General features: G+C 36.6%; 13 protein-coding genes. 7 read left to right on the top strand and 6 right to left on the bottom strand.

Annotated features, from left to right (window positions below):
* On the bottom strand, positions 1-301 hold a 301-nt coding region (locus DJ93_RS00735; RefSeq protein ID WP_042978744.1), incomplete at its 3' end, for an NADPH-dependent FMN reductase.
* A gap of 509 nt (positions 302-810) precedes the next feature.
* Here DJ93_RS00735 and DJ93_RS34725 point away from each other — a divergent pair.
* A complete protein-coding gene (locus tag DJ93_RS34725) occupies positions 811-951 on the top strand; it encodes a hypothetical protein (RefSeq protein ID WP_420911783.1) in 141 nt (46 codons plus the stop codon).
* A 236-nt stretch (positions 952-1,187) separates the two neighbouring features.
* Here the strand turns inward: DJ93_RS34725 and DJ93_RS00740 are convergent, their stop codons facing one another.
* On the bottom strand, positions 1,188-2,240 hold the full coding sequence (locus DJ93_RS00740) for a DUF2332 domain-containing protein (protein WP_042978745.1): 1,053 nt from the start codon (positions 2,238-2,240) through the stop codon (positions 1,188-1,190).
* A 425-nt stretch (positions 2,241-2,665) separates the two neighbouring features.
* On the opposite strand from DJ93_RS00740, the gene DJ93_RS00745 reads away from it, so the two are divergent.
* Positions 2,666-4,171, top strand: a complete 1,506-nt coding sequence (locus DJ93_RS00745; RefSeq protein ID WP_259300233.1) for a malate:quinone oxidoreductase — start codon at positions 2,666-2,668, stop codon at positions 4,169-4,171.
* An 82-nt stretch (positions 4,172-4,253) separates the two neighbouring features.
* Here the strand turns inward: DJ93_RS00745 and lsrB are convergent, their stop codons facing one another.
* Genes lsrB through DJ93_RS00765 form a run of 4 tightly spaced genes read right to left on the bottom strand, consistent with a single transcriptional unit; the run spans position 4,254 to position 8,756 of the window.
* Positions 4,254-5,297 carry an autoinducer 2 ABC transporter substrate-binding protein LsrB gene (lsrB, locus tag DJ93_RS00750; RefSeq protein WP_042978746.1) on the bottom strand — a complete coding sequence of 348 codons (1,044 nt, stop codon included), beginning with the start codon at positions 5,295-5,297 and terminating at the stop codon, positions 4,254-4,256.
* Positions 5,294-6,292 (bottom strand): ABC transporter permease, encoded by a 999-nt coding sequence (locus tag DJ93_RS00755; protein WP_042978747.1) that lies wholly within the window; start codon positions 6,290-6,292, stop codon positions 5,294-5,296. Before DJ93_RS00755 ends, lsrB begins: the two co-directional genes overlap by 4 nt.
* On the bottom strand, positions 6,289-7,266 hold the full coding sequence (locus DJ93_RS00760) for an ABC transporter permease subunit (protein ID WP_042978748.1): 978 nt from the start codon (positions 7,264-7,266) through the stop codon (positions 6,289-6,291). Before DJ93_RS00760 ends, DJ93_RS00755 begins: the two co-directional genes overlap by 4 nt.
* Positions 7,263-8,756 carry a sugar ABC transporter ATP-binding protein gene (locus tag DJ93_RS00765; RefSeq protein WP_042984082.1) on the bottom strand — a complete coding sequence of 498 codons (1,494 nt, stop codon included), beginning with the start codon at positions 8,754-8,756 and terminating at the stop codon, positions 7,263-7,265. The genes DJ93_RS00760 and DJ93_RS00765 overlap by 4 nt, the downstream gene beginning before the upstream one ends.
* A gap of 179 nt (positions 8,757-8,935) precedes the next feature.
* On the opposite strand from DJ93_RS00765, the gene DJ93_RS00770 reads away from it, so the two are divergent.
* The 5 genes from DJ93_RS00770 to DJ93_RS00790 all read left to right on the top strand — a co-directional run bounded on the left by DJ93_RS00770 (position 8,936) and on the right by DJ93_RS00790 (position 13,294).
* Positions 8,936-9,886, top strand: a complete 951-nt coding sequence (locus tag DJ93_RS00770) for a sugar-binding transcriptional regulator (protein WP_181969215.1) — start codon at positions 8,936-8,938, stop codon at positions 9,884-9,886.
* Positions 9,886-11,448: an autoinducer-2 kinase gene (gene lsrK / locus DJ93_RS00775; protein WP_042978750.1), complete on the top strand. Its 1,563-nt coding sequence runs from the start codon at positions 9,886-9,888 to the stop codon at positions 11,446-11,448. The genes DJ93_RS00770 and lsrK overlap by 1 nt, the downstream gene beginning before the upstream one ends.
* Before the next feature lie 25 nt (positions 11,449-11,473).
* Positions 11,474-11,836 carry a cupin domain-containing protein gene (locus DJ93_RS00780; protein ID WP_042978751.1) on the top strand — a complete coding sequence of 121 codons (363 nt, stop codon included), beginning with the start codon at positions 11,474-11,476 and terminating at the stop codon, positions 11,834-11,836.
* A gap of 6 nt (positions 11,837-11,842) precedes the next feature.
* Positions 11,843-12,625 (top strand): 3-hydroxy-5-phosphonooxypentane-2,4-dione thiolase, encoded by a 783-nt coding sequence (gene lsrF, locus DJ93_RS00785; protein ID WP_042978752.1) that lies wholly within the window; start codon positions 11,843-11,845, stop codon positions 12,623-12,625.
* Between the two features lie 66 nt (positions 12,626-12,691).
* Positions 12,692-13,294, top strand: coding sequence for a chorismate mutase (locus tag DJ93_RS00790; protein ID WP_181969216.1), 603 nt, complete (start codon positions 12,692-12,694; stop codon positions 13,292-13,294).
* Positions 13,295-13,308: the final 14 nt, after the last annotated feature.

The following is a 13,308-nucleotide window of genomic DNA, read 5'->3' on the forward strand; positions in this document are numbered from 1 at the left end:
CTGATGAAACAAGCCACTCTAAAGCATTTTTTAAAACTCCTGGTATACCTTTTGCATACTCTGGTGTACAAATAATAAGTGCATGTGATTCACTTATTGTCTTTCGAAATTCTTCAACAACAACTGGTGCTTTCACTCGATCTACATCCGGATTGAAATGAGGAAGTTCCTCTATTCCAGTATAAATAGTGTAATCTACGCCTTCCGGAATAAATGCTGTTAAAGCTTTTAGTATATTTGTATTGGATGACCCTTCCCTAATACTCCCTGAAATCGCTATGATTTTTTTATGTTTACTCATATTATCCCCCCTATGAACATAATACTTATGCAGCCATATAAAAATCAAAAATATTGCACGATTTAACAAACTGTACATTCATCATTTTTGTTTACATAATAATATTATGAAATGGATTTTAAATGAAATCTTATTACCTTTTCCCTTGCTTTCATTGCTTCACATTTAGTTTCTAAATTCCACACACAATTCAACCACCGAAAGTAAAATCTTCTCAAGTTCTTTTTTAGATAATGTACTAACGTTTAAATAAATTTGGTATGCACTTCTTCCTTCCTTAACGGGAACGACTGATTTCATAGCTCATACATTGGATTCTTTATATTTCCCAAATGTAATATCATCTTCCGTAGCCATTCTTTTCATTCTACTTCATCCAAAATTACGTTCCCCTCTTATGATCTTTCACACTACATTCGTCCGTTTCCCACAAAAGGTTCATTTTATAAAATAATTATTTTATTACAATGAAAAACATTATATATTTTACATAGAAGGAGGGGTGTACAATGGAAAAAGAGAACAAAATTTATACTGAGAAAGTATTGAAACATCTCTTTTTAGGAGCACAAGTTGATGGAATACAGTTTGGTATTTTCCCAACCCCAATAAAGATTTATTTTACAAATATGGATACACAATTTTTGTAAATTGGTTTCACAACAACTATGAATGTTGACAAGCAGGCGGCCAATATGATGATGACGTTTGGCTTATAGTTGCAGTTCCTGATGATGAAATTGCTACATGCGCACCTGATAGATTTAATGCAACATAAAAATAGCTGATGGAGTTTCATCCATCAGCTATTTTTATGTTGTTTTTTGTCCAAATATTGATGATGGAATCCGTTACTATTAAGATTCCTCGTTTCTTCTCAGCCCCTTTAACAAAGCGACTTATCCTCAAGCCTCCAACTAAACCATCTTGCATGTCCATCGGTTTCTCCAACACTTTCACAATATTCGTTTCCGTTAATATAATAATCAATATGAAGGTCCCGATCCCACATGTTGTTATATAGGTGGAAGACATCTCGTTTTGCACCAATTTCTTCAATTTGTTTTACTAACGTACGCTTTACATTCTCAGGTATTTGGTTTGCTACATGCGTATGGAAAATACAAATGACAGCATCTTCTTGTATTTGATCTGTAATTTTTGAAAGAAGTGCTACCCCGTCTCCTTCCATAAATTTCACTGTTTGTCCTTTTAAACACTCTGCTACATGATCGAACATTTCAAGCCTTTCCTTATGTTCAGGCCAAATAAGCGCGCGCAACCATAAATAGTCTTCTTCATCATTTAAATCATTTATATGTAAATCAAGTCCAATTCTTTCTACGACAGGTGGGCTTTGTTTTAAGAAGAATGGCTTATTCTCTCCTCTTATTTCTGACTGTAAATGAACATTAGATTTTGTATTGCCATATACTTCTTCTGTTCCATACGAATAACTATATTGATCCCAAAATAGTTGTAATCCAGCACTTGTACCAATTTCAATTAATACTAAAGGTTTTTTCACTTTATTAAATATATAACAAAAACTTGGATATAAATAAGCACATCGCCTTACTTCATTTGTTTGAACAAGTTTCGTTTGTAAAATAGGGATAATTTCCTCCCTATGAAGCTGACAAAAGTCTTTAAAATGTTGAAATGATTGTTCCAACTTTGTATCCGAATTTTCAACTAGACTACTATAATATTTTTGTAAAATGTGATCATTTCCTTTTAACAACAAATAATGGACCGCGCCTAATAATAAATTTGGAATTGGCTGACCAGATTGTGCGTGAGAGGCTAACGTAAGAACTTCCTCATCTTCTGAAATTTTCAATGATAAATATTCGTATAAATTACTTGATCCTTTACATTCTTTCACAGAAAAATTTCGAAATAAAATTGCGATTTGTTCCCGTGTAGCATATGATATCCCTCCTGATAAAAATTCAGAATAATCTTACCATTTATACACTATTTAATCTATCTTTTCAAATTAAATGTTATAAAAATTGAATTCTTCTATTTTCCAAAGGTATATCATACTGAAATAGAAAGGTTTGTAAGCTTTTTTGGGATAACATCAGACTGGAATTCTTCTCCCAATACTGCTTTACTACCAACTTGTTCACGCTTATGAGAGAAGGATTCTTTCGAAGAAAACGTTAAATAGTTTAAAATTATCAGATAACACTAGATATTTTAGTCTATTAATTATTATAATAGACTATGAGATGGTTATATAATTGTGACAAAAAAGGTATATGCCTAGGTGGGGCCTAGGTGGTGTTTTCTTTTTCTACGGCTTATAAGCAAAAGCACCTACTCTTTTTTGCCAATATAGGGGATGGAGAGATTATCATGAGCAACATGCAGCAAAAAACAGACGTTATCTTAATTGGTGCCGGAGTTATGAGTGCGACTTTAGGCTCATTGTTGAAAGAATTAGCACCTGAATGGGAAATCAAAGTATTTGAGAAACTCACAAAAGCAGGAGAAGAAAGCTCTAACGAATGGAATAACGCAGGTACAGGCCATTCCGCATTATGCGAGCTTAACTATACATCCGAAAAATCTGACGGATCTATAGACATTAGCAAAGCAATAAAAGTCAATGAACAGTTCCAGCTTTCAAGACAGTTTTGGTCTTATCTTGTAAACAGCAATCTAATTCGTAATCCGCAGGACTTTATTATGCCAATACCTCATATGAGTTTGGTACAAGGAGAAAAAAATGTAACGTTTTTGAAAAAGCGTTTTGAAGCGCTTTCAAACAATCCTCTTTTTCAAGGGATGGAATTTTCCGATGCCCCTGAAACACTGAAAGAATGGCTCCCAATTATTATGGAAGGCCGTACATCGAATGAACCAATAGCAGCAACAAAAATCGACTCTGGAACAGATGTAAACTTTGGTGCGTTAACACGCATATTGTTTGACCACTTACAGAGTAAAAATGTCGAGATAAACTACAATCATAGCGTTGAGAATATTAAACGTACAAAACACGGCTCTTGGGAAGTGAAAGTGCATGATATGAATAGCGGTAAAATGGAATTCCATACTGCGAAATTCGTCTTTATCGGCGGTGGAGGCGGTAGTCTACCTTTACTACAAAAAACTGGTATCCCTGAATCAAAACATATTGGTGGATTCCCAGTAAGCGGACTATTTATGGTCTGTAAAAATCCAGAAGTTATAGAGCAACATCATGCAAAAGTGTACGGTAAAGCTAAAGTTGGCGCTCCGCCAATGTCTGTTCCACATCTTGATACAAGATATATTGATAACAAAAAAACATTACTGTTTGGACCATTTGCTGGCTTCTCACCAAAGTTCTTAAAAACTGGCTCAAACCTCGATTTGATAGGTTCCGTAAAACCGAATAATGTCTTAACTATGTTAGCAGCAGGCGTAAAAGAGATGTCATTAACGAAATACTTAATCCAGCAAGTTATGTTATCGCATGAAAAGCGCATGGAAGAATTACGAGAGTTTATTCCGAACGCAAAAAGCGAAGATTGGGATATAGTAGTAGCAGGACAACGTGTGCAAGTTATTAAAGATACTGATGCTGGTGGTAAAGGAACACTTCAATTTGGTACGGAAGTTGTTAGTGCGGCTGATGGTTCAATAGCTGCATTGCTCGGCGCTTCGCCAGGTGCTTCTACTGCCGTTCACGTTATGCTTGAAGTATTAGAAAAATGCTTCCCACAACATATGAATGCATGGGAACCGAAAATAAAAGAAATGATTCCTTCTTATGGAATATCACTAATGGAAAATCCAAAGCTTTTCCAAGAAATTTACACTTCAACAGCAAAGGCGCTTAGTCTGAACGAAAAAGAACCAGTCCATAGTTAATTCTTTTTTCGTAATGAAGGGATTGTAAAATCTTCATAATAAAAAACGTCCGATACTATAACGGACGTTTTTTATTTCTTCACTAGAAGTTATATTTATCAATATTATCTTTCGTAAATACAACCCTCTCCGGCAGTACGATAATACCATTCCCTTCTGCCTCATAATCATATCCTTGAATTGAATTTGGCTCTACTTTCACTTTTCCAATCCCTTTTACTTCGAAGCTATCCCCTACTTTTAACTTCTTCCCTTTTACGACAATTTCATTTGCAACATAAGTTGCAAGTGCGCCTTGTTGTTTTACATCCCATAATCCAAATTGCTGTACTGTTCCTCGTTTTACGTAATCGCGCATCACATTTGGTGTAGAAAATCCTGTTACAGCTACTTTTTTATCCATCTTTAAGTTTTCAGCTGCTTGCGCCATCGCTGGAAGCGCAGTTGCATCTGGACAAATGACAGCATTAATATCTGGATATGTTTTTAAAATACTCTCTCCAACTGATAATGATTTTTGTGCATTATTTTCACCATATTGCGTCGTTACAATTTCCCAGTTCGGATATTTTTCTTTTATAATCTCTTTCGCTTTCGTTACCCATTGGTTTTGATCTGTTACAGTTGGACTTGAATAAAAGAATGCCACTTTCCCTTTATCTCCTATTTGCTTAAAAGTCATTTGAACTAATAAATTTGCAAGTTGATCTGGTGTTCCTTGGCTTATATAAAAAGAACGATCTTTCGGATTCACATCAGAATCCCATGTTAATACAGTCATCCCCTTTTTCTTTGCCCGTTGTAAGGATTGAGAAAGACCATCCACTGACGTAGATGAAACCATAATTGCATCATAGTTTTGATTAATGAAATTGTTTATATATTTTACTTGCCCTGATACGCTCGCCTCTGATGGTCCATCGTATTTCACCTGTACCCCTAACTTATCTCCCATTTCTTTCGCGCCTTCACCACCAGATGTAAAAAAGCCCACTCCTGTTAATTTCGGAATGAAAGCAAATTTCACATCATCTGCTTTTTTCTTATCTGCAGTTTGGCTAGAACATGCGATTAAACCGATCATACAAATACATATAATAATAAAAATCCCCAATTTTCTTCTCATGACATTTCCCCCTTATGCAATTTCTTTCTTTTCCACATAGTGAATTGCTGTAATTTGAAATGCCTCATAATAACAGAAAGAATAAGGATAATACCTATAACAACATTGGATTGTTCATTCGTTAAGCCTGTCATTTGCAGACCGTACTGCATCATGCCAATAAATATACTCGCTAGTACTGTTCCAAAAATACTTCCTTTCCCGCCAGTAATGAGTGTACCGCCTAATACAACTGCCGTAATAACGGGCAAGATCGTTTCACTTCCTATATCGGCACGAGCTGAACCGAAATACGCTGTTAAAAATGCTCCTCCTAATCCACCTCCTAACCCAGAAAGCATATAAGCGATAATAACTACCTTTTTCGTTCTAATCCCGGAATATTTCGCTGTGTTTTCATTTGCACCCGTTAATTTGGCATGGCGACCATATGTTGTACGGTGAAACAATACTGCAAACACTGCCGTTAAAAGTGAAAGTAGCCATAATAAATTAGGAATACCTATGAAACTACCATTTGCAAGTTGGACATAAGTATCCGGTAAACCACTTATCCCTTCATATCCGGAAGCACCTGAACCTCCTGATATGACAAGAGCAATTCCAGCGTATAAAAACATTGTTCCAAGTGTAACGACAAGAGGTTCTACATCTGTCATTTTAATAATGACACCATTTAATCCCCCCGCTAAACAGCTTATAAAAAGTGCGATACTGACAGCTAAAATAATTGGTATACCATTCATCCAAAGCACACCGATAAGAATGGACGTAAGCCCCATAATCGACCCTACAGATACATCGATTCCACCTGTTACAATGACAAAAGTCATCGGAATGGCGGCAATAGTAATAAAAATGAAGTCATTCATACTAAACAGTAAATTACTAATATGAAAAAAATCACTGTTTAATAAACTAAAGAGAATGAACTCTATAATAAGTAATCCAATAAGAATCCCTTCCCATCTTAAAAGTCCCCGTGCATACTTCATAGATTCATCCTCCTTTCTTCTAGTTGCCGGAGTCTCTTCCATCTTTTTAATACACTATCTAATATAATAATCAGTAAGAGTAAAAATCCTGATATAGCACTATTCCAAAAGGCAGGTATTTTTAAAAAGACTAATGAACTACTTATCGCTTCTAGAAAAACTGCTCCTAATGCTGCGCCAAATATAGAACCCGTTCCCCCTTTTAAATGGATCCCTCCTAAAACAGCAGCAGCGATGACTTGCAATTCTATTCCTGTACCTGTTTGATTTGGAACAAAGCCGATATTCATCACAAAAATGCATCCGGCAAGTGCTGCGCTTATACCTGATATGATAAATGCATATATTTTCACCTTGTCTACCGGTATTCCAATAAGACGTGCCCCATCTTCGTTATCTCCGACTGCGTAAAAATATCTCCCAAATGGCACTTTCATTAAAAAGAAATATAATAGTAGCAAAATAAGAAGAACACCCCCTACAGTTATCGGTAGTCCCAACACTGTAATAGATGATAATTGTTTGTAATGATTCGGAATATCTTCAATCCATTTTCCACCCGTAAATAGTAACATCGCTCCTCTAATAATCCCAAGCATCCCTAATGTCATAATAATGGCCGGCACGCGAAATTTCGCAACTCCAATTCCGTTTATCATGCCAATAACGGCCCCAAGTATAATTGCAGCAATTACAGAAAAGAAGGTATTATACCCACTCGTTAAAAACCTCCCGCAAATTGCCGCACTTAATCCCATAATAGAGCCGACTGAAACATCTATATTTTTCGTGAACAATACGAAAGATTGACCAATTGCTAAAATGACTAAAATAACACTAGATTTCATAATTAAAGACAGTGAACTAAACTGAACAAAACTAGGGTTCATCATTCCGACGAAAGCTATGTAAATAAGAAGTAAAATGATAATGGACGTTTCGTGCATTTTAAATACATTTGCAAAGCGTTTCATTCCGTTACACCTTCCCTTCCTCCATATGCAAGGCGTGTAACTTCATCTATACAAACTTCTTCCTTTCCTAAATGTGAGACAAATTCCCCATTTCTCATCACATATACACGATTAGCTAATTGAACAATTTCCTCGATATCTGAAGAAATTAATACAATCGCAAGTCCCGAATGTCTTAAACTTTGTATAGCCTCATATACTTCTAATCTAGCTTTCGCATCAATCCCACGGGTCGGTTCATCAAGAATGATGATTTTAGGTTCACAAGCAAGATACTTAGCTAACACGACCTTTTGTTGATTTCCCCCTGATAAAGATGTCATCTCTTCATCAATATGAGGAACAATAATTCGAAACTTCTTAATATAAGACTCCGTTAAAGCGCTTTCTTTTTTATGGTGCAAGAAAAAGGTGCTGAATCGATGTAAAGATGCTGAAGTTATATTTTCTTTAACAGACGCAATTGAAAAAATTCCATTACCAGCTCTATCCTCAGGAACATATACCATCCCTTCGTCTAATCGTCTATGTGCCGAATGCTTTGTAATTGATTTGCCCTCTAATAAAATGGAGCCAGATTTCACAGGTTGTAGTCCATATAATCCTTCTGCTAATTCTGTTCTTCCTGATCCAACAATACCTGCAATTCCTACAATCTCTCCAGCATGTACGGTTAATGATATATTTTGAAATGCATAACTGGATAAATTCGTTACTTCTAATATTTTTTGAGAAGTTTGTATCGTAAATTGAATTACTTCCCTTTTCTCCTCATGCTTATAACCTTTCGGCAATAATCCCTCCATTAGCATGTCATATGTATAATCAGATACCCTTCCTTGGCTGACTATCATACCATCGCGTAAAATAGCTACTTTATTCGCAATTTCAAATATTTCTGGAAAACGGTGCGTTATATAAATCATCCCAATTCCTTTTTCTTTTAAGCTTTTCATCAGTACAAAAAGACTCTTTATTTCATGAGTTGTTAATGTCGATGTTGGTTCATCTAAAATAAGAATCTCTGCTTCCCTTATTAATCCCCTTACTATTTCTACTAATTGTTGCTGCGCAATCGATAATGCACCACCAAGCTCCTGGAGTGTAATATTCCATCCTAAATCTTCTATCAGTTTATGAATCTTTTTTCGAAGCTCTTTCTTTTTCCCTTTTACTCCAATGCATATATTTTCTTCAATTGTCATATGGGGAAAGATTAACGGCTCTTGTGGAATTAAATAAATTCCATTATGATGCGCTTCCGCTGGATTAGAAAATCTTTGGATGTTCCCTTTCACATACATATCTCCAGCATCATAAGCATACAAACCCGTTAATATTTTCATTAACGTTGATTTTCCAGCACCATTCCCTCCCACTAAAGCGTACACATCCCCACGCTCTACTTCTAAAGTTACTTCTTTTAATACAAGTTGGTCTGAAAATGATTTACTCATTTTTTTCACTTGTAATAAGGGCATGTTCTCCACTTCTTGTCCCCTGCCTTTATCCAAAACAATTTTTGAGAAAATGATTTTTTGTTCTACTTGTTTTGTAGCATTGTATATTCCTTTTTTCATATCTAGAACACTTTTTTCGCCGGGATAATTATCGCTTCTATCGGTATAAACAAAATAAACACCACATATGTTTAAGCATTGGTCAATTGTTGAAAGGGATGAAGAGAATGTCACAGCTGAACTTTGAAGAAAATTTGTTAACAAAAGTAGCCTGGTATTACTACAAAGATCATCTTACGCAGCAAGAAATCGCTTCATTGCTTCATATTTCACGAAATAAAGTCGTTCGGTTATTAGATAAAGCACGTACGGAAGGGATTGTTACATTTCATGTAAAAGGAACTGGTTTACACTGCTTAAGCATTGAGCGTGATCTCATGAAAAAATTCCATTTAAAAGACGCTTTCGTTATCCCAACACCGATGGAGGATCATCCATATTCGCTCGAAAAAGCTGCGGCACAATATTTAGAAACACATCTTCAACAAGGAGATTTACTCGGTATTGGTTGGGGAGAAACGATATCAAAAATGCTAGAAAACATTCATTTTGAATCATCTATGCAGCTCTCAATTGTTACCCTTACTGGCGGGGTAAACCACTATCTTCCCAGAAAACAAAACTATTTAAACTACATGCATGGAGAACTCCATATCATTCCTACACCATTTTTAGCATCCTCAACTGAAATGGCGCAAAGTATTCTTTCTGAACCGAGCGTGAAAGATATGCTGCATGTTGCTTCACTTGCTCATACAGCAGTAGTGGGCATCGGTAGTTTATCTCAAGACGCCACAATCGTGAAAGAAGAGAAATTAACGCTTCGTGAAATGACCTACATACGTAGTCAAAATGGAGTCGGTGATATTTTAGGGCAGTTTTATAATACAAACGGAGAACAATTAGAACTTCCTCACCACGCTCGTCTTATCGGTACACCTCTAACTGTTTTACGCAAAATGAAACATGTAGTTGGTGTCGCTGGTGGTGAGGGGAAATTAGATGCCATTTATGGTGCCTTAAAAGGAAAATTTATTCATACATTCATTACTGATGAAAAAACAGCCCTCTCCTTATTAAGAAAGGAAGGTGAATCATAATGTCTTATCTATTAGCTTACGATGCAGGTACAGGGAGTATTCGAGCGGTCCTTTTTGATTTACAAGGTAATCAGCTTGCTGTAAGTCAAAAAGAATGGATTCATACATCAGACACTCGGTATCCTGGTTCTATGAATTTTGATGTTATGGAAAACTGGAAGCTCGTTCAAGAATGCACGAAAGATGTCCTTCAAAAAAGCAATATATCCCCTTCCTCTATTAAAGGAATTAGCGCCACAAGTATGCGAGAAGGTTTTGTTGTATACGATAAAAACGGGCAAGAAATATGGGCATGTGCAAACGTTGATGGCCGCGCGTCTGCTGAGGTGAGCGAATTAAAACAACTTCGTTCACAAATTGAGGAGGATTTATATGCAAAATCAGGCCAAACTTTTTCATTAGGTGCTTTACCTCGGTTACTTTGGATCAAAAAACATCAACCAGACGTGTACAGTAATATTCATTCTTTCACGATGTTAAACGATTGGATTCTTTATAAATTGTGCGGTGTACTGCAAATTGATCCTTCAAACGGATGTACGTCCGGTATATTCGATTTACAACATAGAAATTGGGATAACTCAGTCGCTGAACAATGTGGTCTTACTCTATCCTTTTCTCCAAAAGTAAATGAAGCTGGTACAGTTATCGGGAATATCACAAAACAAAGCGCTGAATTAACAGGATTACATGTAGGAACCCCTATTGTTACTGGGGGCGGTGATGCACAAATGGCATCCCTCGGGACGGGGGTCGTAAAACCAGAGCAAACATTTATATGCGGGGGCAGTTTTTGGCAGCAAGAAGTAAATATAACAGAACCAAATACGGACCCGAATGCTTACGTTCGTGTAAATTGTCACGTTATCCCTAATCTTTGGCAATATGAGACGATTGCCTTTTTCCCAGGTCTTGTAATGAGATGGTTTCGAGATGCCTTTTGCCAAGAAGAAAAAAGACTCGCTGAGGAAATTGGCGTAGATGCTTATGAATTATTAGAAGAACAAGCGAAAGATGTGCCTGCCTGCTCACACGGCATTATTCCTACCTTTTCAAACGTCATGAATTACATTTCTTGGCGTCATGCTGCACCCTCCTTTTTAAATTTAAGCTTAGATGCTGAAAAATGCGGCAAGAAAGAAATGTTCCGCGCAATTGAAGAAAATGCTGCCTTTGTAACATTTGGAAACTTGAAATTAATAGAAGCTCTAACAGGAAAATTTCCTTCTGAAGTGATCTTTGCAGGTGGTGCGGCTAAAGGAAAGCTTTGGCCACAAATTGTCGCAGATGTTCTCGGGATTCCTGTCAAAGTGCCGGTTGTAAAAGAAGCGGCTGCCTTAGGAACTGCCATTGCTGCTGGAGTTGGTGCTGGAATATATAAATCTATGGAAGAAACTGCCCAAAAGTTTGTACAGTGGGAAAAAACTTTCGAACCAAACGCTGAAAATTATGAACTATATAAAGGGTTCTATGAAACATGGAAAGTAGTTTATGAAAAACAGCTCGCTTTAGCGGATAAAGGATTCACATCACATATGTGGATTGCTCCAGGTGCACTGTAACACATTACATAAAGGAGTGAGCGCTATGCTTAAAGTGAATGAAAATGACTTCTCCTATCGCTTCGGTGATAATGGACCAAAATATTTAGTAAAAGGACCAAACATTGATCTCGGTCTAGTCGTTATTCAGCCTGGTCAAGAATTTCAAAATCATTATCATACAACATGCGAAGAAATCTTTTATGCATTAGAAGGAGAAATTGATTTCTATATTGATAATGAAAGAGTCCCTATTAAACAAGGGGACGTCTTGCAAGTTCGTCCTCATGAGTCTCACTATCTCATTAACCATTCAGATAAAACCTTTAAAGCTGTTTTTATTAAGTCACCACATTTACAAGAAAAAGATACGGTACAAACTGAAAATCCAACATTAACGAAGGAGTGATTTCCAATGACTTGGGGATTTAAAAATCGATTAAACACAATTTTACCTGATGGCAGAGCGGTTATGTTAGCGATAGATCACGGTTACTTTTTAGGGCCGATTCACGGACTAGAACAACCACTAGAGACGGTTAAAAATCTGCTTCCCTATACGGATTCCCTCTTTTTAACGAGAGGTGTACTAAGTTCTTGCATTCCTGAAGACTGCAAAACACCGATGGTTATGCGTGTTTCAGGTGGGCCAACTGTAGTAGGTAAAGATTTAGCGAATGAAACAATTGTTACACCGGTGAAAGAAGCGGTCAAACAAAATGCAATTGGCGTCGGAGTTTCCGTTTTTGTCGGATCAGACTATGAAACACAAACCGTTACAAATCTCGCAAACGTAGTCTCTGAAGCTCACGATTACGGTTTGCCCGTACTCGGTATTACTGCCGTTGCAAAAGAATTACAAAAACGGGAAGCTCGCTTCTTAGCACTTGCTTCTCGCGTATGTGTTGAAATGGGAGCTGACATTATTAAAACGTATTACTGCGAAGGATTCGAAAAAATTACGAGCACATGCCCTGCCCCAGTCGTTATCGCCGGCGGACCAAAATTAGATTCAATCGAAGATGCATTAAACATTACGTACAATGCTCTGCAAGAAGGTGCAATTGGCGTAGACATGGGCCGAAACATATGGCAATCCGAGCATCCAGCTGCGATGATTCAAGCGATTCATGGCATTGTAAAAAATCGATTGAATGTGAAAGAAGCGTTGGAATTATATGACGATGTAAAAAATTAATACAAAAAAGACAGACTATTTATTAGTCTGTCTTTTTTGTTAAACTATAGAAAAGGAGGAATGATTATGCAACGAACGTCTTTTGAACGCCCAACTGATCATTACGATGAACGCTTATATTCTATTGATGAAAAAATTTGTTCTTTATTAAAAGAACGAAAAGAACTTTCGAATGGAAATCCCGGTTTTCCACCTGATGAGGCTATTTCTAACTGGTCTGAGCAGAACGGATTTTATCCAGACTATTTAAATTCATTGTTCTCCTCTATGATGGACGAAGATTTATTTAAACCTCTCATCGAACCAACTAAGTTTCTAAAACATATACCTGTTTTTAAAAACTTTGAGCATAAAGAAATCATGTATACTGTGACCTTTATTCGTCAGTACACTAATGCTAGTGTAGTATATTTATATAGCGATTGGGATCCAATGAATGACGTTTTTAATGAACAAAAGGTGCATGATTCTTTCCAACTATCTATAAATGACACATACAATTGTTGGTCAGAAGGTGCAAGTGGAGGCAATGGACATATGGGGTTTCATTTTGTTATTTCCCCTGCTCTTCCTGATAACCCGTCTGGAATTAGCCTATTATTTAAAGAACATAGTATGCCGTATTCAGACAAGCCGGCACGACTTGAATTTGAAATGAAGTTAGATTAATTTATAAAAAAAGG

The organism is Bacillus clarus (assembly GCF_000746925.1).
In the GTDB taxonomy this organism is placed as follows: domain Bacteria; phylum Bacillota; class Bacilli; order Bacillales; family Bacillaceae_G; genus Bacillus_A; species Bacillus_A clarus.